Genomic DNA, 22527 nt, shown 5'->3' with positions numbered 1-22527 from the left:
CTGCCGAGCAGGGCGGGGCCGCCGAGCGCGGGCGTCGGGCGGGCCGGGTCGAACCGGTAGGTGCTCGCCGGGGCGGGCCGCGGGCCGTCCTCCCCGAGTCCGCCGCCGGCGTGCAGGTGCCAGGGGGTCTGGCGCGTCCCCGGCGGCGGCCAGTCGCGGTAGTGCCGCCATTCCCGCGCGCCCGTCACGTAGAGGCGGACGGGGTCGGCGCGCAGTCCGGAGGTGTCGCCGAGCAGGTGGGCGCGGAACCACGCGAGCGACTCGCGCAGCGCCGGCAGTCCGTGGCGGGCGTCGGTGTGCCACCAGGGGCCGACGGTCAGGTACGGGGCGTGCCCGGCGGCGCGCAGCGCGAGGTAGTCCCGCAGCTGCCACGGCAGGAACACGTCGTACCAGCCGCCGAGAAGGTTGACGGGCGCCTCGACGCCGCCGACCGTGCCGCTGAAGTCGCGGTCGTCCCAGTAGCCGTCCGCGGCCGTGTGGTTGGCGAGGACGTCCTGGTAGAACCGCATGCGCTCCCCGCCGGTCAGCACGTCCAGCTCGGAGAGGGGACGGCCGGAGCGGGCGGCGCGGGCGGCGCGGCGGCGCGACAGCAGCGGCGCGGTGAGCATCCCGAACGGCTGCTGCTGCCGGTGCGTGAGGTCGGTCCAGGTGAGGGTGGACTCCAGGGCGAACGACCCGCCGACGTAGGCGGCGTCCCGGAACGAGGACGCGGTGATCTGCAGGGACATCGCCTTGAGCTCCGGGCCCGCCTCGGCCGCCGTCGCCCAGGCCGAGTAGCCGAGGTAGCTGGCGCCGTAGGTGGCGAAGGTGCCGTGGAACCACGGCTGCCGCTTCAGCCACTCGACGGTGGCGAGCCCGTCGCCGCGTTCGTTGCCGAGCGGGTCGAAGTCGCCGCCGGACCCGGAGGTGCCGCGGGCGCTCTGCACGACCAGCTGGAACCCGAAGGGGACGAGCGGCAGTCCGTTGGCCAGCGCCGCCGGGCCGCGGCGGCCGTACGGGGTGCGCACCAGGATCGTCGGGGGACGCGAGGCGCCCGCCGGGACGTACCGGTCGGCGAGCAGGGTCACGCCGTCCGGCATGGCGACGGGCAGGTCGCGCTCGACGGTGTAGCGGGCGAGTCCGCGGGGGCGGCGGAGCCGGATTGGTGGTGCGGGCACTCGGTCCCACCGGGCCATGCTGTCTCCAGGACGGTGGTGTCTCCAGGACGGGGCTGTCACCCGGACGGCCGTCTCCGTGCGTGCCGTCCGTTGGCTACTACCTAGTAAGGTATCCGCTTCGGCCCCCTGCAACCGCCATGCGCCGGCCCCGGGCCGGACGTGCCCGTATGCGGTTAGAGACGCGCCCGGAACTCGGGCATCAGCAGTCCCTTACAGATGTCATGTCTGGCGGGGTGCAAACTTGTCTGGGATCGTTGCGTTTCCGCACAACCGGCTCCCAGGAGGGACACTGATGTGGCCCGGGTCGAACCCCCCGGTCGGACCGCCGCCCACGGGGCGCGGCCCGGCGGGGGCGTCCTGGACCGCGGCGCGCCCCGTCAAGCCGGGGGCCGGCTGGTACGCCCTGCCCATCCTGCTGGTGCTCGTGGCGGTCACCGGTTTCTTCACCGTGTTCGCGTTCCTGCGGGACGACTCCCGGGTCGCGGACGGCCCGTCCGCGAACGGCGACCCCGTCGCGGGGGTGCGCATCCGGCTCTCCGACGGCCACGGCTACTTCATCTACGTCAGGACCGGGCAGTCCTCGCCCTTCGCCTGCTCGGTCGAGGTGGGGGACCTGACCGGCCCCATCCGCCTGACCAGGAAGAACGCCTGGAACGCCGCCGAGCGCACGTCCTACCGCTATACGGCCACGTTCGAGGCGCCCGTGTCGGGTTCGGCGATGCTCCGGTGCCGCGGCACCGAAGGCCCGATCCTCGTCACGCCGGACGACACCGTCCGCGGCTACCTGGGGCTCGCCCTCATCACGGCGATGGGGCTCGGCGCCCTCGCGGCCGTCTCCTTCGTCATCACCCTCGTCCGCCGGGGCGGCGCCAGGCGCAGAGCCGCCTCCCTAAACGGCGGCTGACACCGCGAACCGACCGGTTCAGGACGTGAGCCCGGTTCTGGACGTGAGCCCGGTTCAGGACGTGAGCCCGGTTCAGGACGTGAGTTCGCGTTCCAGCGGGGTGCGGAAACGGGGGGTCGCGCGGATGTCGCCGTACCAGGCCGCCATCCGCGCGGCCTCCCGTTCGATCGCGGCCCCGGCGTCGGCTCCGACGTCCTCCAGGACGCGGACGGCGATCTCGCCGTCCTTGCGCTGCGCCCAGCCGCCGACGATGCGGCCGTCCCACCAGACGGACGGGCCGATGTTGCCGTTGCCGTCGAACAGGCGCGGGCCGTGGCCGCCGAGGAACCAGCCGCGTTCACGCCAGCCCATCGGCGTCGGGTCGAGGGCGGGCAGCAGCGCCGCCCACGGCTCCGGGACGGGCGCGGGCTCCAGGTCGTCGGACAGGACCACGCCGGTGACTCCGCCGAGGTCCACCTCGGTGACGTCGAGGAGCGCGAGGGCCTTGCGCACGTCGCCGGCGTTCCAGCCCGTCCACCACTTCAGGTCGGAGACGGGGGCCGGGCCGAACGCGCGCAGCCAGCGGCGGACGAGGCCGGCGCGGGCGGTGCCGGCCGGGACGTCCTCGATGCCGCCGGGCAGCCACGCCTCCGCGGGCGACCACTTGTACTGGCTGCTGATCCATGTCCCGTTGGGGCGCCCCCGGACGATGAGGCCCTCGCAGCCGAGCGTGACCAGGATCCACGTGGTGACGTTCGTGGGCTTGGAGTACGACTTCCCCGGGGCGGGGTCGACCTGCGTCCGCAGCAGGGGCTCGTCGGCGCTGAGCTGCGCGCCCGTGGCCTCCCCGCGCGCCAGCAGCGCCCGGTGCGCGGCGTCCTCGGCCGCGGCGAACCAGGCGGGGACGTCGGTGAGGTCGCTGCCGCGCTCGATGATCCGGGTGTAGGCGGCGCGCTGCTTGGCGGCGAGGGCGTTCGCCGTGGACGCCTGAAGGATCGGGACCAGCTCGACGGGGGCGACGAACATCGTCCGGCGCATCGCGAGCATCCGCAGGAGCGTCCGGTCGTCGTACAGGGCCCGCTCCACGGCCTCCGGAGCGAGGCCCGCGCCGCGGGCGGCCACCGACAGGAACACGGTCGCCGGGTCCGTCGCGTGCAGGACCACCATCGACCGCGCGATGCCGGGGACGTCGCCGGTCCTGGCCTGGGGGGACAGACGGTGGCGGAGGCCGAGCCGGGCACGGCGCTCCGCCGTGGTCATCGAACGCACGAACGAATCGTAGCGGGCCTCAGCCGCCTTCGCCGCCCTCGCCCCCGCCGGAGATCTTGACGACGACCTGGTCCTGGGTGACCGACTGGACCGAGACGTCGAACCCCTCGGACTGCTCGGCCTCGCCCGCCGGGACGGTCACGGTCTGTCCGGCGATCTTGAGCGTGACCAGCTGGCCCTTCACCTCCACCAGCTCGGCCTTCACGCCGAGGATGGAGGCGCTCGCCTCGACGCCGCGGTCGAAGGTCACGGTGCAGGCGTTCACGCCGCAGTCGGTCGTGGTGTTCTCGCCGCCGCACGCGGCGGCGGCGCCGAGCGGCAGCAGGACGAACGGAAGGACGGCCAGCTTCCGCCGGAGGGGAATGGAGCTCATGCGGGGGATTCTATGGGGGCGATAGGCCGCGCACGCCCTCCAGTAGGGGGATTCGGGCGGCGACGATGTGGTACTCCGCGGTGACGCAACTGGATCTCCGGGTGACATCGTGTTTCGCTGGACCGGTGACCTGTGATGACGCCGGGGAGCCGGTGCTGGTCGGCCCCGTCGTGTGCGCGGCGCTGCGCATGGAGGCCCGCGCCGTCCGCCGCGGCCTGGCCCGCACGCCCGTCGTGGTCGTCGGCTACCGGGCCCGGCACGCCGACCGGCTCCCCGGCTCATGCGCGGCCCTCGTCACCGTGGGTTTCGGCGGCGCGCTCGACGAGCGGCTCCGGCCGGGCGACGTGCTGGTCGCGGACGAGATCCGCGGCGGCCCGGGCACCGAACCGGTGCCGTGCAGCGCGCCGCGCCTGCTCGCCGGGGAACTCATCCGGGACGGGCTCGGCGTGCAGGTCGGCCCGATCGTGACCACCGACCACGTCGTCCGCGGCGCGGAGCGGGCGTTCTGGGCGGCGCAGGGGGCGCGGGCCGCGGACATGGAGTCCGCCGCCGTCGCCGCGCGGGCCCGCTCCAGGCCCGTCGCCGCCGTCCGGGTCATCGTCGACGGGCCCGGCCACCCGCTGTGGCATCCCGGCGTGGTCGGCCGCGGCCTGGCCGCGCGCCGCGTCCTGGCGCGCACCGGCCCCGCCCTCGAACGCTGGGGCGTCCTCCTCGTGCGCGGCGCGGACGATCCGAACGAGGGAAGCGGGGCCCGCACGCCCTGAAGGCCGTGCCCACCGTGTGCCCGCCGAATCTCAGTGCCCGCCGAATCTCAGTGCCCGCCGAATCTCAGTGCCCGCCGGACCCGTGCCCGCCGTCCTTGTCGCCCCAGCTGTGCTTGTCCCCGTGGACGATCTTGCCGCCCAGGTCCTTGCGGATCGTCTGCAGGGTCTTCTCCTGGCTCACCACCACCCAGCGCGACCCGACCAGGTACACGCCGCCCCACGGCTTGGCCTCGGTCAGCCAGGCGTTCATGTTCTTGTCGGTCGTGAAGCTGAGCAGGACGTACTTCCCCAGGTCGTTCTTGCAGTTCCCCTGCTCCATGTCCTTGACCTTCCGCTTGCCGGTCACGGAGCAGTCGGTCTGCTCGGCGAGCTCCTTCAGGCTGGCCGGCTCGGGGGTCTTGCCCCCGGACGATTCGCCGGAGCCGCCGCAACCCGCGGCCAGCGGCAGCGCCAGCGCGGCGGCGGCGCAGAGCAGCGCCTGCTTCTTCGGGGCCTGCTTCTTCGGGCCGGGGTGGTGTCGGGGACCCATCGCTTCCTCCGGGGTGGTATTGCGCGATTCAGGGGGTGAATACGCGCCCCGCCCCGGAGAAGTTCATCCGGCGTCTCAGGTCGTTTCGGGTCAGGTCATCAGGCGGGCGGCCGCGGCGGTGCGGACGTCGGGTTCCTCGGCGGTGTCGTGATGCAGCCGCTGCAGCCGTATCCGTGTCTCGCGGGTGAGCGGCGCCAGCCGCGCGGCCTCGTGCCGCACCCCTTCCTCGCAGTCCCACAGCCCTTCGATGGTGTAGGACTCGGCCGTGTGCGGCGCCGTCCGGGTCAAAGCGGTGAGTATCCGGGGTCTCAGATAAGCGTAGGTGGACTCGGTCCAAGCGGATTTCAACAGGGGGACGGCCTCACCGGCGCGCAGCCGCCCGAGGCCCTCGATCGGGTTCGCGGCGGCCCGCCACTCGCGCCGTTCCAGGGCCGTGCGCAGCTCGTCCATCAGCAGCGGGACGTCCTGGCGGGTGCCGTAGCGGGCGAGGATGCTCAGCCCCATGCCTTCGCAGCCGCCGCGCTGCACCGCCCACGCCCGCGCCCGCGGCAGCGTCTCCGGCCCGTACTCCCGCAGCGCCCGGCTCACCGCGCCGCCGAACCTGCTCGGCTCCGGGTCCTGGTCGCCGCGGGGCAGCAGCTCCTCCGCGAGGTCGAGCAGCGCGAGCGTCCGCCGGCGTCCCAGCTCGAAGATCGCCGCGATGGCGCCCTCGCCCCGGCGCCTGGCGAGGTCCAGCAGCTCGGCCTCGCTCTGCACGTCCCGTCCGGGCGACACGGCCATCGCCCTGCGCGCCGCCCTGCCGGCCTCCCGCTGGCGCGCGAGGGCGTCGGCTATCCGCGGCTGCACCGCCGCCCACGTCTCGATCACGGGGTTGTGCCCGGCCGGGATCAGCGTCGCCAGATCGGAGTCGTCGCACCGGGCGGCGACCAGCTCGTCCAAACCGATGGTCAAGGACGGGTCCGCGAGGTCGATCAGCTCCTCCACCGCGTCGAACCAGTGCGCGCCCTCCTCGGCGTACCGCCGCAGCGGCACCGCGGCCTCCCGCCGGCTCAGCCGCACCAGGTCGGCCAGCACGCCCAGCGCCAGATCCACCCGCCACTCGTCCCCGATCTGGTCGGACGGGTCGGACAGGTGCTGCGCGACGGGCCCCGCCGGCATCTCCAGATCGACCATCAACCGGGCGTAGTACAGCCGCCGCGACTCGCATTGGCGGTCCCACCGCGGATCCCGCCGGACGCAGTCGTAGACGTACTCGCCCGCGCCCACCCTGTCCGCCGCGCGCCGCGCGGCCCTTCCGAGCCCCCGCTGCAGCTGACCGTGCAGGGTGCCCGCCGATTCCAACACGACTCCGTTGCTCACCCCAGCAGAATGCGCACGAGACCAGATTACGGGCAAGTCCTTTAGCGCTGTTCGTGCAGGAGACGGCGTTGCGCCGGTGGCCGCGGTCACAGGGTTCGCTGCGCGATCCACGAAGAGTGGAGGTCGGCGTAGACGCCGGGTTCGGCCACGAGATCGGCGTGGGCGCCGCGCTGGACGATGCGTCCCGCATCGAAGACGATCACCTCGTCGGCCGCCTCGGCCGTGGACAGCCGGTGCGCGATGGAGATCGCGGTGCGGCCGCGGGTCACGCCGTCGAGCGCCCGCTGGATCCGCACCTCCGTGGCCGGGTCCACGGCGGAGGTCGCCTCGTCCAGCACCAGGAGGTCCGGGCCGGCGATGTAGGCGCGGGCCAGCGCGACGAGCTGCCGCTCGCCCGCCGACAGCGACTCGCCGCGCTGCCCGACGGGCGTGTCCAGGCCGTCCGGGAGCCCGTCGAGCCAGTCGGCGAGGCCGAGTTCGGTCAGCGCGAGGACCAGGTCGTCGTCGGTGGCGTCCGGGCGCCCGTACCGGACGTTGTCCGCCAGCGAGGCGTCGAAGAGGAAGCCGTCCTGCGGCACCATGACGATCCGCTCGCGCAGCGACGAGAAGCGGACGCGGTCGAGCGGCACGCCGTCCACGAGGATCTGCCCGGACACGGGGTCCATGAGCCGGGTGAGGAGCTTGGCGAACGTCGTCTTGCCCGAACCCGTCTGCCCGACGACCGCGACGCGGCTGCGCGGCGCGATCCCGGCGCTCACGCCGTGCAGGACGGGCGGGCCGCCCGGATAGGCGAATCCCACGTCCTCGAACCGCACCTCGATCGGGCCGCGCGGCAGCGTCTCGCCGCGCTCGCCCGGGTCGGCGACGTCCGGGTCGGTGTCCAGCACGCCGAGGACCCGCCGCCATCCGGCGATCGCGTTCTGCGCCTGGTTGAACACCTCGGTGGCCGTCTGCATCGGGCTGACGAACAGCGTGACCAGGAACAGGAACGCGACGAGCTCACCGGCCGACACGTGCCCGCCGATGCCGAGCAGCGTCCCGGCGATGACGACGGCGGCGGTGGCGAAGGCGGCGACCAGCTCGCTGACCGGGAACGTGAGCGCGACCATGGCCTGGGCGCGGGTCTGGGCGTCGCGGTGGGAGTCGACCGTCTCGTCCACCCGCCGCCCGGTGCGCTCCTCCGACGCGTACGCGCGGATGACGGCGGCGCCGACCACGGACTCGCTGACCGCGGCCAGCATGTCGCCCATCCGCTCCCGCACCAGCATGTAGGCGGCGGACAGGATCCGCTGGAAGCGGCGCAGCGCCCACGCCAGCGGCAGGAACGACAGCCACACCAGCAGGGCCAGCTGCCACGAGTAGACGAGCATCAGCGCGCTCGCCACGAACAGCTGCCCGATCGACACGATGAACATCAGCCCGCCGGACTGCATGAACTGGCTGATCTGGTCGACGTCGCTCGTCACCCGCGACACCAGCGAGCCCCGCTTCTCGCCGCTCTGCGTGAGCATCGACAGGTCGTGCACGTGCCGGAACGCCGTGGTCCGCAGCCCCGCCAGGCCGCCCTCGGACGCCTTGTACAGCCGGACGTTCATCAGGTACGCGCACACGGCCGTCACCAGCACGGCCACCGCGCACAGCAGCACCGCCGACCGGATGAAGCCGATGTCGGGGCCGCCGGGGCCGCCCAGCCCCTTGTCGATCGTCTGCTGGACGGCGATGGGCACCACGACCCGGCCCGCCGTCGACAGCAGCGCGAGCAGCAGCGTCCCGGCCAGGCCGGCCCGGAACTCCGGGCTCAGCAGGATTCCCCGCTTGAGCGTGCTGATCGCGCCCTCGGTCGTCGAAGTCTCGCTCAGCCCGGTGCGGTCCGGTCCCGCGCTCTGCTTCCCGGGCTCCTGCGTCCCGGTCTTCCGCGTAACCGTCGTCATGCCAGGGCCCCCTCGCCGCCTTCGACCGCTTCCTGTTCCGTCTCGGCGCGCTCGTAGGCGTTGACGAGGTTGCGGTACCCCTCGGAGCGCTCCAGCAGCTCGGCGTGCCCGCCGCGCGCGACGACGCGGCCGTGCTCCAGGTAGACCACCTCGTCGGCCAGCGCGATCGTGGCCTTGCGGTAGGCGACGACCACGACGGTCGCGCCGCCCTCCCCCTCGCGGGACTGCGCCTCCCGGAGGTTCTGCAGGATGCGTGCCTCCACCTGCGAGTCGACGCTGGACGTGGCGTCGTCCAGGACGAGCAGCCTGGGCCGCCGCACCAGGGCCCGCGCCAGCGCGAGCCGCTGCCGCTGCCCGCCCGACAGCGTCGCCCCGCGCTCGCCCACCATCGTGTCGAGCCCTCCGGGGAGCGCCGCGACGAACCCTTCCGCCTGGGCGAGGCGGAGCGCCTCCCAGACCCGCTCGTCCGGGACGTCCAGGCCGAGGGTCACGTTGCCCCGCACGCTGTCGTCGAACAGGAACGTCTGCTGGGGGACGAGCGCCGCGGTCGCGGCGACGCCGCCGCGCCGGACGTCGCGCAGGTCCGTGCCGTCCAGGAGCACCGAGCCGTCCGCCGGATCGACCAGCCTGACGAGCAGCGAGGTGAGCGTCGACTTGCCGGAGCCCGTCGGGCCGACCACCGCGATCGTCCGGCCGGAGGTCGCGGCGAACGACACGTCGTGCAGGATGTGCCGTCCCGCCGCGTCCTCGTCGCGCGCCGCGTAGGCGAAGCGGACCTCGCGGACCTCCAGCGCGGTCGCCCCGCCCCCGGCGGAACCGTCCAGCGAGCCTTCCCCATACGGCAGGGACCCGGTCGCGTCCAGGACGCCGCGGACCCGCTCCCAGCCGACGACGCTGCGCGGCACCTCGCCCAGCACCCAGCCCAGCGCCCGGACCGGCCACGACAGCAGCGTGAACAGGTACGCGACGTTCACCAGGTCGCCCGGCGACATCGCCCCGGCCTCCAGCCGGAGCGACCCGATCAGCAGGACCGCGAGGACGCCCAGGTTGGGCAGCGCCTCCAGCACCGGGTCGAACAGCCCGCGGATCCGGCCGACCGCCACGTTCGCGTCGCGCAGCGCCTCGGCCCGGTCGGTGAACCGCTCGGTCTCGGCCTCCTCCCGGCCGAGGGTCTTGACGACCAGTCCGCCCTCGAAGCTCTCGTGCGCCACCTCGCTGACCTCCGCGCGCAACTGCTGCGCACGGGTCGCCACGGGGGAGAGCTTCCGCTGGTAGACGACGTTGATCAGCGCGATGGCGGGGAAGACCAGGAACCCCACCCCGGCCACGACGAGATCGGTGAACAGCATCGACACGGCCGCGATCAGCAGCATGAACACCACGCCGACCGCCATCGGCAGCGGGGCGATCGGCGCCCACACCGCCTCCACGTCGGCGTTGGCGTTCGACAGCAGCTGCCCGGCCGGATGCCGGTGATGCCACGCCAGCGGCAGCCGCAGGTACTGCCGGGTCACCGCGCGCCGGTACTGGGCCTGCAGCCGGTACTGCATGAGGCCCGCGTAGAACCGGCGTCCCGCCACGCCGATCGCCTTCAGCAGCGCCACGCCCAGGATCAGGGTGGCGGCCCCGGCCAGCGCCCCGGCCGTCGTGCGCCCGGACTCGAACGCCGGGAGCACGACCTCCTCGGTCGCCCAGCCGAGCACCTGCGCGCTCGCCACCGTCATCGCCGCGTACAGCGCGCTGGCGAGCACCGACGCGGTGAAGACGTGCGGCTGCGCCTTCACCGCGACCCACAGGACGGCCATCCCCTCCCGAAGGACGTGCGGGTTGACACGTCTGGACGCAGGTGGCACGGCTACTCCTCGATCACGGCGGCGCCCGGGGGAACGCCCCCGCGAACGGGGTAGGGGGATTGCCGGGCCTGCATATTGCCTACCATCCGGCACCCGCGCTTATTCCCGGGCCGGCCGCCGCGGCCTACGATCGGGCGATGAACATGCCCGAGGACGGCCCGTCCGGGTCCGGCCCCGCCGCTTCCGGTTCCGGCCCGGCGGAACCCGGTCCCGTCCGCCGCGAGCGCCTGCTGCTCGCGGCCGCCCTGGCGGAGGCGGGACCGGACGCGGCCACGAAATGCGCCGGCTGGGACGCCCGAGACCTGGCCGCCCATCTCGTCGTCCGCGAGGGCCGCCCGGACGCGGCCCCCGGAATGGTGCTGTCACCACTGTCTTTCTACACCGAGCGTGTACAGCGCCGGACGGTCCGCGCCGTCCCGTTCGACCGGCTGGTGGAACGGTTTCGGCAGGGGCCGCCGAAGTTCTCCCCGTACGCCCTTCCCGGTGTCGACAAAATCGCCAACGGCGTCGAGTTCTTTGTTCACCATGAGGACGTCCTGCGTGCGCGTCCCGAGTGGAGGCCCCGGGACATCTCCCCGGAACTCGGTGAAGTGCTCTGGCGGAGGATAAAAATTGCCCGCTTTGTCCTAAGAAAGGTTCAGGTCGAGGTAACGCTCGTCCAGCCGGACGGCCGGAGCCTGCGCGTGTCCGGACGCGGCCCGGCCGGGCGGCGGGCGGGCGCACGCGGGGCCGTGCGCGTGCACGGCCCGGTCGGCGAACTGGTCCTGTGGGCGCTGGGCCGCCGGGACGTCGCGGACGTCCGCCTCACCGGAGACACGGACGCTGTCAAGACCCTGACCGAGACCGGTTGGAGTCTTTAACGGGCAGGTAACGGCACGGTTCGCCAAGAGGGGAATCGGGAGCCTTGCGGCTCCTCCGCTTTACGTGGAAGCGGTGATACGGTGGGGCCGTCGGTTGCAGTCGTGGTTCTCGATCGTTTGTCCAGACGCCCGCGGACTGATGGCAGCGGGCGTTTTGGCTTTTCCGGGACCGTACCGGGAGGCGAGAGCGTGCCGCAGTGACCGCACGGGCCCGCGAGGTGTGGGCCCAGGTTTTGCCGCAAGGAGAAAGACATGCCCCAGCAGGGCACCGTGAAGTGGTTCAACGCCGAGAAGGGCTTCGGATTCATCGCCGTAGACGGCGGCGGGCCGGACGTCTTCGTGCACTACTCGGCCATCCAGTCCTCCGGATACCGCACGCTGGACGAGAATCAGCGCGTCCAGTTCGAGGTGACGCAGGGTAACCGGGGTCCGCAGGCTGACCAGGTCGTCCCCCTGTAACACCCGTTAGTCGTACGTCAGGGCCCGTCCCCGCACCACCGGGGGCGGGCCCTTTCGTTTCCGGCCTTTCGCGCCGCCTGCCGGGCCCGGCGCCCGCGTGTCCCGGCACCGGGCGGCACGCGGCACAATGGACCTCATGTCCGTTCGACCGTCCAATCTGGACTCCAAGATCGCTGACCGGCTGAAGCGCGACCCGAACGGTCTCGTGCCCGCCATCGCCCAGCAGTACGACACCGGTGAGGTGCTCATGCTCGGCTGGATGGACGACGAGGCCCTGCACCGCACCCTCACCACCGGCCGCTGCACCTACTGGTCGCGCAGCCGCCAGGAGTACTGGGTGAAGGGCGAGAGCTCCGGCCACCAGCAGTGGGTCAAGTCGGTCGCGCTGGACTGCGACGCCGACGCGGTCCTGGTGAAGGTCGACCAGGTCGGCGGCGCCTGCCACACCGGCGACCGCACCTGCTGGGACGCCGACGTGCTTCCCGCCGTGGTCGCGGAACGACCCGACGCCGCCTCATGACCCCCGGGCGCGAACGCGGCCTGGCCGCCCTGCTGTGCGCCGCCGGCGCCGGCCTCGCCCTTCTCGCGGCCGGGCGCACCTGGGCCACCGTCCAGGCCGAGGACGCCATCACCCCGCTCACCCAGAACCTCACCGGCGGCGACCTCGGCGGCGCCGCCGGCGCCCTCGGCTGGGCGGGGCTCGCCGGGCTCGCCGCCCTCTTCGCCACCCGCGGCCGCGCGCGCTCGTGCGTCGGCGCCCTCATCGCGCTGTTCGGCGCCGGCATCGCCTACGCGTCGGCAGCCGCCGTCCAGCGCCCGAACGTGCTGTCGGCCGCCGGGGACAAGAGCGCCCTGCTGAACCTCGGCACCGAGCCCGCCATGGACGTGAACCTGTGGTGGATGGTCTCGGTCACCGGCGGTGTCCTGCTCGCCGTCGCCGGCCTCGTCACCGCGGTCCGGGGCCGGCGCTGGCCGGGCATGTCGGCCCGCTACGAGCGCGCGGCCCCGGCCGGGAACGCCGCCGGGGGGAGCACGGCCGGGGAGGGCGCGGCCGGGGAGGGCGCGGCCGGAGAGGGCGACCCGTCCGCCATGTGGAAGTCCCTCGACCGCGGTGAGGACCCGACCGCCCGGACGAACGGCCGGCGGTGAGCACCGACGGCGGCGGCGGGCTGGTCCTCGTCGTCGAGCACGACCCGGCCGTCGCCGAACTGCAGCGCCGCTACCTCGCCCGCGAGGGCTTCGACGTCGAGATCGAGCCCGACCCCGCACGCGCCCCCGCCGCCGCCGTACGCGGCCGCCCGGACGTGGTCGTCCTCGACCTGTCCACCTCCGCGCTGCCCGCCGACCTCTACCGGCGCGTGAGCGAGGCCGCCCGGCCCGCCCCCGTCATCGCCGTCACCGGCCCCATGGACCCCGCGCTCGGGCGCGCCCTCGGCGAGCATCGCGTCGACCGCCCCTTCGGCCCCCGCGTCCTCGTCGGCGCCGTCGCCGAGGCGCTCCGCAGCGGCACCGCCGCCGAGGCCCAAGGGCCGCTGCGCGCCGGCGCCCTCGCCCTGGATCCCGGCAGCCGCACCGCCGTCACCGGCGACCACCGCGTCACGCTCACCGTCACCGAGTTCGACCTGCTCGAGTTCCTGATGGGCAACCCCGGCCGCGTCTACACCCGCGAACAGCTCCTCGACGCCGTCTGGGGCCCCGGGGCCGGAGCCGGAAGCCGCACCGTCGACGTCCACGTGGCCCAACTTCGCGCCAAGCTGGGTGAAGGAAACCCCATCAGGACCGTCCGGGGCGTCGGCTACGTCCTGGACGCGTGACCGCACAGACGCGTCCCCGCAGAGACGCGTCCCCGCACAGACGCGTCCCCGCACAGAGGCGTCCCCGCAGAGACGCGTCCTCGCACAAGGGCCGGCGGCGGTTCGCCTAAGTTCGCCTAAGGTGGGCTTGTGACCCGGGTGCCCGTCCATTCGCATGAGGATCAGCGTCCGCGCGCCCTGGCCCGGAGGCTGGCGCCACAGGGCGCGGTGCTCGGCGGGGTCGTGGCCGGGGCCCTGCTCGTGGCGTTCCGGGACCCCGGCGAGCCGGGGCATTACCCGAGCTGCCCGTTCCTGGTCATGACCGGGTTCTACTGCCCGGGGTGCGGGATGATGCGGCTCGTCCACGCGCTCACGCACGGGGACGCCGGCACCGCGTTCGGCCTCAACCCGCTGCTGTTCGTCCTGCTCCCGGTGTTCGGCTACCTGTACGTGCGGTGGACGGTCCTGGGCGTCCGGGGCATGCCGATGCGGTCCGTCCTGTTCAGGCCGGCGGCGGCGTACTCGTTCGTCGGCCTCCTCGCCGTCTACGGGGTCCTCCGCAACCTGCCCTTCGCGCAATCCCTGGCGCCCTGAGGCACGGGGGCGGCCCCTCGGCGGGCGACGGCGGCGGCTACGATCGGTGCACGGAACGACCGGAAATAGGGGGCCAGCGACCTTGAGCGTTTTGGACGAGATCATCGAGGGCGTCCGGGCCGATCTCGCCGGGAGGCAGCGTGAGGTCCCGCTCGGCGCCCTGAAGGAGCAGGCGGCGGCCGCCCCGCCCGCGCGGGACGCGCTCGCCGCGCTGCGCGGACCGGGGGTATCGGTCATCGCCGAGGTCAAGCGCAGCAGCCCGTCCAAGGGCGCGCTCGCCGCGATCGCCGACCCGGCCGCACTGGCCCGCGACTACGAGGCCGGCGGCGCCAAGGTGATCAGCGTGCTGACCGAGCGGCGCCGGTTCGGCGGCAGCCTGGAGGACCTCGCCGAGGTCCGCGCCAACGTCGACGTCTGCGTCCTGCGCAAGGACTTCATCGTCGCCTCCTACCAGCTGTGGGAGGCGCGGGCGAACGGCGCCGACATGGCGCTGCTCATCGTCGCCGCGCTGGAGCAGGACGCGCTGGTGTCGCTGATCGAGCGGGCCGGGTCGATCGGGCTGGTCCCGCTCGTGGAGGTGCACACCGAGGAGGAGGCGGCCCGCGCGGTGGAGGCGGGCGCCAAGGTCATCGGGGTGAACGCCCGCGACCTGCGGACGCTGCACGTCGACCGCGGGGTGTTCGCGCGCGTCGCGCCCCTCATCCCCAAGGACGTCGTGAAGATCGCCGAGTCCGGGGTGCGGGGGCCGCACGACCTGCTGGCCTACGCCTCCAGCGGAGCCGACGCGGTGCTGGTGGGGGAGAGCCTGGTGATCGGCAAGGAGCCGCGCGCGGCGGTCGCCGACCTGGTCGCCGCCGGCGCCCACCCGGCGCTGCGGCAGGGCGGCTGACGGCCCGCCGAGCGCGGGTCCGTTCGTGCGGGGGAGCCGATAGGCTGGTGGGCATGCAGGTGGAGCCGCTCCGGGAGCGATGGCGGGGCTTGTGAGTCACTGACCGGCCCGACCCCTTCTCGTACGACAGGACGCGTTTTCTCATGACCATCGACACCGCGCGCGGTGCCGTGCCCGACGCGACGGGGCGCTTCGGGCCCTTCGGCGGACGGTTCGCGCCCGAGGCGCTGATGGCGGCGCTGGACGAGCTGACCCGCGAGTTCGAGACCGCCAAGCAGGACCCGGCCTTCACCGCCGAGCTGGACGATCTCCTCACGAACTACGCGGGCCGCCCGAGCCTGCTGACCGAGGCGAAGCGCTTCTCCGAGCACGCGGGCGCCCGCGTGCTCCTCAAGCGCGAGGACCTCAACCACACCGGCTCCCACAAGATCAACAACGTGCTGGGGCAGGCGCTGCTGACCCGCCGGATGGGCAAGACCCGGATGATCGCCGAGACCGGCGCGGGCCAGCACGGCGTCGCCACCGCCACGGCCGCGGCGCTGCTCGGCCTGACCTGCACCGTCTACATGGGCGAGGTCGACACCGAGCGGCAGGCCCTCAACGTCGCCCGGATGCGGATGCTGGGCGCCGAGGTCGTCCCCGTGCGGACCGGCAGCCGCACCCTCAAGGACGCCTGCAACGAGGCGTTCCGCGACTGGGTCGCCACCGTCGACGACACCCACTACTGCATCGGCTCCGTCATGGGCCCGCACCCGTTCCCGATGATGGTCCGCGACTTCCAGCGGATCATCGGGGTCGAGGCCAGGCGCCAGTGCCTGGAACTGACCGGCGCCCTCCCGGACGCCGTCGTCGCCTGCGTCGGCGGCGGCTCCAACGCGATCGGCGCCTTCCACGCCTTCGTCCCGGACGAGTCCGTCCGGCTGTACGGGTTCGAGGCGGGCGGCGACGGCGTCGGCACCGGCCGGCACGCCGCGACGCTGGTCGGCGGCTCGCTCGGCGTCATCCACGGCATGCGGACCTACCTGCTGCAGGACGACGACGGCCAGACCATGGAGACCCATTCGATCTCCGCCGGCCTCGACTACCCCGGCGTCGGCCCCGAGCATTCGTGGCTGCACGACTCCGGCCGCGCCGAGTACCGCGAGATCACCGACGCCGAGGCGATGGAAGGGTTCTCGCTGCTGTGCCGCACCGAGGGCGTCATCCCGGCCATCGAGTCCGCGCACGCGCTCGCCGGCGCGCTGAAGGTCGGTAAGGAGCTGGGCCGGGACGCCACGATCGTCGTGTGCCTGTCCGGACGCGGCGACAAGGACATGCACACGGCCGCCACCTTCTTCGGCCTGATGCCCGAAGGGGAGGGCCGGTGACCGCCCAGACCGCTTACGACAAGGCCCGCGCCGAGGGGCGGGCCGCGCTCGTCGGCTACCTGCCCGCCGGCTTCCCCACCTACGACGGTGCGGTCGACGCGGTGAGGACGATGGTCGACGCGGGCTGCGACGTCATCGAGATCGGGCTGCCGTACACCGACCCGATGATGGACGGCCCCACCATCCAGGACGCCGTGCACCGGGCGCTCGTCGGCGGGATCCGCGTCGCCGACGTGTTCCGGATGGTCGAGGCCGTGGCCGACACCGGCGTCCCGACCCTCGTCATGACCTACTGGAACCCGGTCGACCACTACGGCGTCGAGGCGTTCGCCCGCGACCTGGCGTCCGCCGGCGGCTCCGGGCTGATCACGCCCGACCTGACGCCCGAGGAGGGCGGCGCCTGGCTGGAGGCGTCCGACGCCCACGGCCTCGACCGGGTCTTCCTCGTCGCGCTCAGCTCCACCGACGAGCGCATCGAGAAGATCACCGGGGTGTCCCGGGGGTTCGTGTACGCGGCGTCGCTGATGGGCGTCACCGGCGCCCGCTCCGCCGTCGACACCGGCGCGCCGCGCCTGGTGGAGCGGACACGGGCGATCATCGAGAAGGGCGGGACCTCCCTGCCGGTCGGGCTCGGCCTCGGCGTCGGCAACGGCGCCCAGGCGGCGGAGGTCGCCGCGTTCGCCGACGGCGTGATCGTCGGTTCGGCGTTCGTCCGCCGCCTGCTGGACGCGCCCGACCTCGCGTCCGGGCTCGCCGGGGTACGGGCGCTCACCGAGGACCTGGCCGCGGGCGTCCGCGCCGGCCGCTGAACGCGCACGGCCGCCGCCCGCGTCCGGGATGGGGTGAAATCCCGGGAACTCCCGGCGGGCGGCGCCGAGTTCGTCTGCCGTGGCGCTCCCGCTCTCCCGTAGGGTGTGTTCGCCGGGTGAGGCGGTCCTTGGAAGGGTCACGATGACGCAAGAGACGACGGAGAAGCGCCGGGCCGGGACGGCGACGCCACCGGCGCCCCCCGCGTGGTTCCTCATCCCGGCCTGGCTGCTGACGGCCGCCGGGCTCGGGATCTCCGTGTACCTGACGGTGACCCACTACGACGAGGGCGCGCTGGTGTGCTCGGCGTCCCAGACCGTCGACTGCCACGCGGTCACGACGAGCGAGTACGCCACGCTGCTCGGGATCCCCATGCCGCTGCTCGGCCTCGCGTTCTTCGCGGGCTTCGCCGCGCTGATCACGCCGTGGGCGCTGCGGTCGCAGTGGCCGCCGCTGCGGTGGGGCCGGGTGGCGAGCACGGGCGTCGGGGTGCTGTTCGTCGTCTACCTCGTCACCGTGGAGTTGGCGCTCCTGCATAAGATCTGCCTGTGGTGCACCGGGGTGCACGTCATCACCGTCGTGCTGTTCGTGCTCGTCCTGATCGACGAATTCCGGCGAGTCGGCCAGGTCGACTAATCTCACCGTGACCGCGCCCCGCGATGGCGGCGCGGCTCCCATTCCATAGGAGAACCAATGAGCAAGGCCGCACGAGATCGGTCCGCCAGAGAGCGCCTGGCCGCCGAGCGCAAGCGGCAGGCGGCGCGGCAGAAGCAGCGGCGGCTGCTCACCATCGTCCTCGGGTCGGTGGTCGCGGTGGCGGTGATCGTCGTCGGCACGGTGCTGATCGTCGACTACCAGAGCAAGAAGGGCCGCGCCGAAGTCCACCAGGGCGCGCTCGCCCCGCTCACCCGCCAGGACGACGGCTCCATCGTGATGGCGCAGAAGGGCGTGACCAAGCCGGTGCTGGAGGTCTTCGAAGACTTCCAGTGCCCCGTCTGCAAGCAGTTCGAGGAGTCCACCGGCAAGAGCATCCTGGAACTCGCGGAGCAGGGCAAGGTGAAGGTCGTCTACCGGCCGTTCCACCTGTTCGGCCAGCAGCAGGACCCCATCAAGGTCAACTCGTTCCGCTCGGCGCAGGCGGCACTGTGCGTCCCGGCCGACAAGTGGATCTCCTACCATGACGCGCTCTTCCGGTTCCAGCCCGCCGAGGGCTCGGAGGGATTCTCGCCCGACGACCTCGTGAAGTGGGGCAAGGACATCGGCGTCAGCGACCCGAACTTCGAGAAGTGCGTGCGGGACGAGCAGAAGAAGTCCCAGGTCGAGGCGATGACCAACTATGCCCTGCAGGAACGCGGCGTCAAGGGGACCCCGGCGGTCTTCCTGGACGGCAAGGAGCTCGACTCCACCCAGTTCATGAACCCGGCCGCGCTCCGGGCGACGATCGACGCGGCGGCCGCCTCCGGCAAGTGACCTCCGCGCGCCGCGCCGTCCCCGCCGGGGCGGCGCGGCGCGGCGGTTTTCACGGCGCCGGGCACCCCTTCCCCGCTACGCTCGTAGGCGTGTGCGAACACACACGGTAGCCGATCGGGGGATCGATGAGCGAGCAGGACAGGGGAGCGCCGGGGCGGCGGCGGCTCGCGGAGGAACGTGCCCGGGACGCGGCCCGGCAGCGCCGGCGGCGCCTGCTGGTGGTCGTCCTCGGCACGGTCGCCCTGGCGGCGGCCGTGGTCGCGGTGAGCGTCGTGGCGCTGTCCCGTGGCGGCGAGGAGCCGCTGGCCGACAACTACACGGGCCCGCTTGCGCCGGCGACCCGGCTGGAGAACGGCGCGGTCGCGATGGCGCGGCCGGGCGTCACCGCGCCCGTCCTCGAGGTGTACGAGGACTTCCAGTGCCCGGCGTGCAAGACGCTGGAGAGGCGGATCGGCGGGACGATCAAGCAGCTCGCCGCCGAGGGCGAGGCCAAGGTCGTGTACCGGCCGTTCCAGCTCTTCCAGCAGGACCCGCCGATGTCCAACTCGCGGAGGGCCGCCAACGCCGCCGCCTGCGTTCCCGTGGCCGAGTGGGTCCCCTACCACGACAAGCTCTTCACCGAGCAGCCCGCCGAGGGGGGCAGCGGCTTCGCCGCCGAGGACCTGGTCAGGTGGGCCGCCGACCTGGGCGTCACCGACCCCGCGTTCGCCTCCTGCGTCAACGGGAACCAGAGGATCGGCCTGGTCGAGAAGGCGAGCGCCGCGGCCGGGAAGGCGGGGGTCGACGCCACCCCGTACCTCGCGCTGAACGGGCAGAAGGTCGACGGCGACGCCCTCCACTCGGGGGACGAGCTGAAGAAGACCGTCGCGCAGGCCGCCGGCGGCCCGCCCCCGGCACCCGCCGGGACCGGCTCGGACGGCAGCGCGGACGGCGACACCGGCGGAACGGGGGGCCTCCCCGTCCCGGCGCGGTCGTAGAGACGGCACGCGCGGCGCCCCGGAAGCGGTAACGTCATCGGTCATGCAGTCGCTCGCCTCCATCCCCAGCCCCTCGCAGGGCATCTGGCACCTCGGGCCCATCCCGCTGCGCGCCTACGCCATCATGATCATTCTCGGTATCGTCGCCGCGGTATGGCTGGGCGAGCGGCGCTGGGCGGCCAAGGGCGGCACCCCCGGCACGATCATCGACGTGGCCGTGTGGGGAGTGCCGTTCGGCCTGGTCGGCGGGCGGATCTACCACGTCGTCACCGACTACCAGCGGTACTTCGGTGAGGGCGGCGACCCGGTCCGCGCGCTGGAGATCTGGAAGGGCGGCCTCGGCATCTGGGGCGCCGTCGCGTTCGGTGCGCTCGGCGTGCTCATCGCGTGCCGGCGGCGCGGGATCTCCGTCCTCGCGCTCGGCGACGCGGTCGCCCCGGGGATCGCCCTCGCGCAGGCCATCGGCCGCTGGGGCAACTACTGGAACCAGGAGCTGTACGGGCGTCCGCTCGACGCGTTCTGGGCCCTGGAGATCGACGAGGACCACCGGCCGATGCTGGACGGCGGGCCCGGCCTCGACCCCCAGTACGCCGACATCGCGACGTACCACCCGACGTTCCTGTACGAGTCGCTGTGGTGCATCGGCGTCGCCGTCCTGGTCATCTGGGCCGACCGCCGCTACAAGCTCACGCACGGCCGCGCGTTCGCGCTCTACGTCGCCGCCTACACGCTGGGACGCGCCTGGATCGAGGCGCTGCGCATCGACGAGGCCCACGAGATCCTCGGCCTGCGCCTGAACGGCTGGACGTCGATCCTGCTCTTCCTGGGAGCGGTCGCCTACCTGTACAAGATGCGCGACCGGACCGGCCCCGAGAACGTCGGCGCCACCGCCGCGGACGGCCCGTCCGGCACGGCCGGGCCGGGCGAGGAGAAGCCCGAGCCGAAGGACGGGGCGGACACCGCCGAGGACGCGGCACCGGAGCCCGGGGCGAAGGACGAGCGGCCCGAGGCGGAGGACGGGCCGGAGCCGGAGTCCGAACCCGAGACCAGGGCGGACAAGGCCGAGGACGCGGAGCCGGAAGCCGGCAAGGCCGACGCCGACGAAACCGATGCCTCCGCCGAGGAGGCGGAGGCGACGTCCGAGGAGAAGGACGCCGAGGCCGAACCCGCGGACAAACCCGCCGAAGAGACCGCGGAAGCAGACAAGACCGAGACCGACGATGACACCGACGCCGAGACCGAGACCGACGCCGACACCGACGACACCGACGACACGGACGCCAAGACCGACGCCGACACCGGGGACGGTGTCAGCGAGTCCGAGCGGGTAGAGAAGGTGGAGCCCGTCAAGGACGGGAAGAAGTAGCGGTCGGCGAAAGGTTTCCGGTGCAGGCGGGATGACCAGCGGGAAGTCCGGCGCGCCGCCGGAGCACCATCACCGGCACCGCGACGTCACCGGCGGCTGGCTGCGGCCGGCGGTGTTCGGCGCGATGGACGGGCTGGTCTCCAACTTCGCGCTGATCGCGGGCGTCGCGGGCGGCCAGGCGAACCAGCAGGTCATCCTGCTCGCGGGCTTGGCCGGCCTGGCCGCGGGAGCGTTCTCGATGGCCGCGGGGGAGTACATCTCGGTCGCCTCCCAGTCGGAGCTGGCCGAGGCGGAGATCGAGGTGGAGCGGCTGGAGCTGGCCCGGCATCCGGTGGCCGAGGAGCGGGAGCTGGCCGAGACCTTCGAGGCGCGCGGCGTGGACGCCGCGACGGCCGCGGAGGTCGCGCGCCAGCTGTCCCGGGACCCGGACGAGGCGCTCGAGGTGCACACCCGCGAGGAGCTCGGGGTGACGCCCGGCGACCTGCCCTCCCCGGTGCTGGCGGCGGGCTCGTCGTTCCTGTCGTTCGCGGTGGGCGCGGTGCTGCCGGTGCTGCCGTACCTGCTGGGCGCCTCCTCGCTGCTGCCCGCGGCGATCGTGGCGGCCCTCGGGCTGTTCGGCGCCGGGGCGCTGGTGTCGCGGATCACCTCGCGGCCCTGGTGGTTCGGCGGGGTGCGGCAGCTGCTGTTCGGCGCCGCGGCCGCGGCGCTCACCTACGGGGTCGGCTCGCTGATCGGGTCCAACGGCCTCTGACCGGGCCGCGCTGGTGACCGTGCCGCGCCGGTAACCGGGCCGCACCGGCCGCCCCCTCCCGTCGGACCGGGGCAAGCAACCTGGATAAAACGCCCTTTCGGCCACGCCGCGGTCGCCCGGACCGCTAAGCTCCGGGGCGTGATCGAGGCTAGTGACACAGGTTCCACCGAGGCCGGGCGCGAGGGCCGCGGGCGGGACTTCTGGCCGGCGGACGAGTCCGGCCGCAAGCGCCCCAGTCCGAAGCTGCTGCTCGGCGCCGCCGCCGCGCTGGCCGCGGTGGTCGTCGCGGTCGTGGCCGTGCTCGTGTTCACCGGCGGGGAGGACGCGCCCGCCGCGAAGACGGCGCTGCCGACCGCGTACACGCCCGACTTCAACGGCGAGGGGTTCGCCGAGATCGCCAGCAGGTCCGCCGACGCCCGCGCGATCACCGAGGGCGAGGCGGCGTCCGCCAAGGAGCTGAAGGCTGGTGCCCACTCCTTCAAGCTGGCCGAGTCCGAGCTGACCGGGGACTGCAAGTCCGCGACGTGGGGCGCCCGCCTCCAGGGCGACCTCGCCAAGTTCGGCTGCAGCCAGATCGTCCGTTCCGCGTACGTGAGCGCCGACAAGAAGTACGTCGGCCAGTTCTTCGTGATCAACATGGAGACCGTGGAGGGCGTCAAGCAGATCCTGCGCGACCTGCAGCGCGAGACCGGCGCGGGCTGGGTGACGCCGCTGAATCCGCCCGGCGTGCCGGCGTTCGGGGCCGGGTTCAGCGCCGCCTACGCCAAGACCTACGGCCACTACGCCGTGATCACGTGGGTGGAGCGGGCCGGTGGGGACAAGTCCACCACGCTCAACGAGCTGATCGATGTGAGCCTGGTCATCGAGGGCGCCGCCGACTTCCTTTACGGGCGCCTTGACCTGGCCTCCGGCACGGGAGCCGGGCAGTGACCCGGCCGCACGCGGGCGTGTCACCGGCCGGCGCTCGGTAGTCTGCGCCCCCGTGGACCCAGATGAACCCCGCCGCCGCGGCGGCCCCCGGCGCACACCGATGGGCCGCCAGGGCCGCAGGCAGCCGTCCCCGCGCAGAACGACCC

The 22527-nt window shown here is 73.4% G+C and carries 24 protein-coding genes; 17 read left to right on the top strand and 7 right to left on the bottom strand.

All coding sequences use genetic code 11. From position 1 onward, the window contains the following. Positions 1–1157: CocE/NonD family hydrolase (locus E1285_RS30220; protein WP_243723147.1), on the bottom strand; the 1157-nt coding region annotated here is incomplete at its 3' end. Positions 1158–1449: 292 nt separating this feature from the next. Between E1285_RS30220 and E1285_RS30215 the strand changes: the two genes are divergently transcribed. Further along, positions 1450–2061, top strand: a complete 612-nt coding sequence (locus tag E1285_RS30215) for a hypothetical protein (RefSeq protein WP_132157962.1) — start codon at positions 1450–1452, stop codon at positions 2059–2061. Positions 2062–2133: 72 nt separating this feature from the next. On the opposite strand, the gene E1285_RS30210 is transcribed toward E1285_RS30215, so the two are convergent. Both E1285_RS30210 and E1285_RS30205 read right to left on the bottom strand, forming a co-directional pair. Then, positions 2134–3300, bottom strand: a complete 1167-nt coding sequence (locus tag E1285_RS30210) for a winged helix DNA-binding domain-containing protein (RefSeq protein ID WP_132157968.1) — start codon at positions 3298–3300, stop codon at positions 2134–2136. A gap of 28 nt (positions 3301–3328) precedes the next feature. Beyond that, positions 3329–3682: a hypothetical protein gene (locus tag E1285_RS30205; protein WP_132157961.1), complete on the bottom strand. Its 354-nt coding sequence runs from the start codon at positions 3680–3682 to the stop codon at positions 3329–3331. Between the two features lie 125 nt (positions 3683–3807). Between E1285_RS30205 and E1285_RS30200 the strand changes: the two genes are divergently transcribed. Continuing rightward, positions 3808–4446 (top strand): 1-hydroxy-2-methyl-2-butenyl 4-diphosphate reductase, encoded by a 639-nt coding sequence (locus tag E1285_RS30200; RefSeq protein WP_165966817.1) that lies wholly within the window; start codon positions 3808–3810, stop codon positions 4444–4446. A 64-nt stretch (positions 4447–4510) separates the two neighbouring features. On the opposite strand, the gene E1285_RS30195 is transcribed toward E1285_RS30200, so the two are convergent. The 4 genes from E1285_RS30195 to E1285_RS30180 form a co-directional block, all read right to left on the bottom strand. After that, entirely contained in the window at positions 4511–4975 is a 465-nt protein-coding gene (locus E1285_RS30195) for a hypothetical protein (RefSeq protein WP_132157959.1), read from the bottom strand. A 90-nt stretch (positions 4976–5065) separates the two neighbouring features. After that, complete coding sequence (locus E1285_RS30190; protein WP_243723146.1) at positions 5066–6334, bottom strand: hypothetical protein; 1269 nt, start codon at positions 6332–6334, stop codon at positions 5066–5068. 86 nt (positions 6335–6420) lie between these two features. After that, entirely contained in the window at positions 6421–8265 is a 1845-nt protein-coding gene (locus tag E1285_RS30185; RefSeq protein ID WP_132157958.1) for an ABC transporter ATP-binding protein, read from the bottom strand. Beyond that, positions 8262–10070, bottom strand: a complete 1809-nt coding sequence (locus E1285_RS30180) for an ABC transporter ATP-binding protein (RefSeq protein ID WP_132157966.1) — start codon at positions 10068–10070, stop codon at positions 8262–8264. The genes E1285_RS30185 and E1285_RS30180 overlap by 4 nt, the downstream gene beginning before the upstream one ends. 185 nt (positions 10071–10255) lie before the next feature. On the opposite strand from E1285_RS30180, the gene E1285_RS30175 reads away from it, so the two are divergent. The 15 genes from E1285_RS30175 (at position 10256) to E1285_RS30105 (ending at position 22381) form a co-directional block, all read left to right on the top strand. After that, positions 10256–10978, top strand: coding sequence for a TIGR03085 family metal-binding protein (locus E1285_RS30175; RefSeq protein WP_207946931.1), 723 nt, complete (start codon positions 10256–10258; stop codon positions 10976–10978). Positions 10979–11230: 252 nt separating this feature from the next. Continuing rightward, positions 11231–11437: a cold-shock protein gene (locus tag E1285_RS30170; protein ID WP_018657218.1), complete on the top strand. Its 207-nt coding sequence runs from the start codon at positions 11231–11233 to the stop codon at positions 11435–11437. A gap of 136 nt (positions 11438–11573) precedes the next feature. Next, positions 11574–11957, top strand: a complete 384-nt coding sequence (gene hisI / locus E1285_RS30165) for a phosphoribosyl-AMP cyclohydrolase (protein WP_132157957.1) — start codon at positions 11574–11576, stop codon at positions 11955–11957. Then, a complete protein-coding gene (locus E1285_RS30160; RefSeq protein WP_132157956.1) occupies positions 11954–12586 on the top strand; it encodes a Trp biosynthesis-associated membrane protein in 633 nt (210 codons plus the stop codon). Before hisI ends, E1285_RS30160 begins: the two co-directional genes overlap by 4 nt. Beyond that, the gene (locus E1285_RS48285) at positions 12583–13251 is read left to right on the top strand and encodes a response regulator transcription factor (protein WP_132157955.1); all 669 of its coding nucleotides are present in this window, start codon (positions 12583–12585) and stop codon (positions 13249–13251) included. The genes E1285_RS30160 and E1285_RS48285 overlap by 4 nt, the downstream gene beginning before the upstream one ends. 129 nt (positions 13252–13380) lie before the next feature. Then, the gene (locus E1285_RS47700; RefSeq protein WP_243723145.1) at positions 13381–13824 is read left to right on the top strand and encodes a DUF2752 domain-containing protein; all 444 of its coding nucleotides are present in this window, start codon (positions 13381–13383) and stop codon (positions 13822–13824) included. An 82-nt stretch (positions 13825–13906) separates the two neighbouring features. Further along, a complete protein-coding gene (gene trpC / locus E1285_RS30145) occupies positions 13907–14713 on the top strand; it encodes an indole-3-glycerol phosphate synthase TrpC (RefSeq protein WP_132157954.1) in 807 nt (268 codons plus the stop codon). Between the two features lie 143 nt (positions 14714–14856). Continuing rightward, positions 14857–16080 carry a tryptophan synthase subunit beta gene (gene trpB / locus E1285_RS30140; protein ID WP_132157953.1) on the top strand — a complete coding sequence of 408 codons (1224 nt, stop codon included), beginning with the start codon at positions 14857–14859 and terminating at the stop codon, positions 16078–16080. Then, positions 16077–16889 (top strand): tryptophan synthase subunit alpha, encoded by an 813-nt coding sequence (trpA, locus tag E1285_RS30135; protein ID WP_132157952.1) that lies wholly within the window; start codon positions 16077–16079, stop codon positions 16887–16889. The genes trpB and trpA overlap by 4 nt, the downstream gene beginning before the upstream one ends. A gap of 142 nt (positions 16890–17031) precedes the next feature. Next, on the top strand, positions 17032–17523 hold the full coding sequence (locus E1285_RS30130; RefSeq protein WP_132157951.1) for a vitamin K epoxide reductase family protein: 492 nt from the start codon (positions 17032–17034) through the stop codon (positions 17521–17523). A gap of 57 nt (positions 17524–17580) precedes the next feature. After that, on the top strand, positions 17581–18357 hold the full coding sequence (locus E1285_RS30125; protein ID WP_132157950.1) for a thioredoxin domain-containing protein: 777 nt from the start codon (positions 17581–17583) through the stop codon (positions 18355–18357). 125 nt (positions 18358–18482) lie between these two features. Next, on the top strand, positions 18483–19334 hold the full coding sequence (locus tag E1285_RS30120) for a thioredoxin domain-containing protein (RefSeq protein ID WP_132157949.1): 852 nt from the start codon (positions 18483–18485) through the stop codon (positions 19332–19334). Between the two features lie 43 nt (positions 19335–19377). Continuing rightward, entirely contained in the window at positions 19378–20700 is a 1323-nt protein-coding gene (lgt, locus tag E1285_RS30115) for a prolipoprotein diacylglyceryl transferase (protein WP_132157948.1), read from the top strand. Between the two features lie 31 nt (positions 20701–20731). Beyond that, positions 20732–21451: a VIT1/CCC1 transporter family protein gene (locus E1285_RS30110; protein WP_132157947.1), complete on the top strand. Its 720-nt coding sequence runs from the start codon at positions 20732–20734 to the stop codon at positions 21449–21451. A 138-nt stretch (positions 21452–21589) separates the two neighbouring features. Continuing rightward, positions 21590–22381 (top strand): hypothetical protein, encoded by a 792-nt coding sequence (locus tag E1285_RS30105; RefSeq protein ID WP_132157946.1) that lies wholly within the window; start codon positions 21590–21592, stop codon positions 22379–22381. The last annotated feature ends 146 nt before the right edge of the window (positions 22382–22527 follow it).

The sequence above is a fragment of the Actinomadura sp. 7K507 genome, assembly GCF_004348425.1.
In the GTDB taxonomy this organism is placed as follows: domain Bacteria; phylum Actinomycetota; class Actinomycetes; order Streptosporangiales; family Streptosporangiaceae; genus Spirillospora.
The sequence above is the reverse complement of the archived record's forward strand: the minus strand, read 5'-3'. Positions and strand labels throughout refer to the sequence as shown.

Excerpts from the sequence above, each read along its gene's own strand:
- trpB (WP_132157953.1), top strand. The coding sequence starts at position 14,857 with ATGACCATCGACACCGCGCGCGGTGCCGTGCCCGACGCGACGGGGCGC.
- lgt (WP_132157948.1), top strand. The coding sequence starts at position 19,378 with ATGCAGTCGCTCGCCTCCATCCCCAGCCCCTCGCAGGGCATCTGGCAC.
- hisI (WP_132157957.1), top strand. The coding sequence starts at position 11,574 with ATGTCCGTTCGACCGTCCAATCTGGACTCCAAGATCGCTGACCGGCTG.
- E1285_RS30160 (WP_132157956.1), top strand. The coding sequence starts at position 11,954 with ATGACCCCCGGGCGCGAACGCGGCCTGGCCGCCCTGCTGTGCGCCGCC.
- E1285_RS30210 (WP_132157968.1), bottom strand. The coding sequence starts at position 3,300 with ATGACCACGGCGGAGCGCCGTGCCCGGCTCGGCCTCCGCCACCGTCTG.
- E1285_RS30170 (WP_018657218.1), top strand. The coding sequence starts at position 11,231 with ATGCCCCAGCAGGGCACCGTGAAGTGGTTCAACGCCGAGAAGGGCTTC.
- E1285_RS30175 (WP_207946931.1), top strand. The coding sequence starts at position 10,256 with ATGAACATGCCCGAGGACGGCCCGTCCGGGTCCGGCCCCGCCGCTTCC.
- E1285_RS30130 (WP_132157951.1), top strand. The coding sequence starts at position 17,032 with ATGACGCAAGAGACGACGGAGAAGCGCCGGGCCGGGACGGCGACGCCA.
- E1285_RS30185 (WP_132157958.1), bottom strand. The coding sequence starts at position 8,265 with ATGACGACGGTTACGCGGAAGACCGGGACGCAGGAGCCCGGGAAGCAG.
- E1285_RS30180 (WP_132157966.1), bottom strand. The coding sequence starts at position 10,070 with ATGGCCGTCCTGTGGGTCGCGGTGAAGGCGCAGCCGCACGTCTTCACC.
- E1285_RS30195 (WP_132157959.1), bottom strand. The coding sequence starts at position 4,975 with ATGGGTCCCCGACACCACCCCGGCCCGAAGAAGCAGGCCCCGAAGAAG.
- E1285_RS30125 (WP_132157950.1), top strand. The coding sequence starts at position 17,581 with ATGAGCAAGGCCGCACGAGATCGGTCCGCCAGAGAGCGCCTGGCCGCC.
- E1285_RS30120 (WP_132157949.1), top strand. The coding sequence starts at position 18,483 with ATGAGCGAGCAGGACAGGGGAGCGCCGGGGCGGCGGCGGCTCGCGGAG.
- E1285_RS30215 (WP_132157962.1), top strand. The coding sequence starts at position 1,450 with ATGTGGCCCGGGTCGAACCCCCCGGTCGGACCGCCGCCCACGGGGCGC.
- E1285_RS30205 (WP_132157961.1), bottom strand. The coding sequence starts at position 3,682 with ATGAGCTCCATTCCCCTCCGGCGGAAGCTGGCCGTCCTTCCGTTCGTC.
- E1285_RS30110 (WP_132157947.1), top strand. The coding sequence starts at position 20,732 with ATGACCAGCGGGAAGTCCGGCGCGCCGCCGGAGCACCATCACCGGCAC.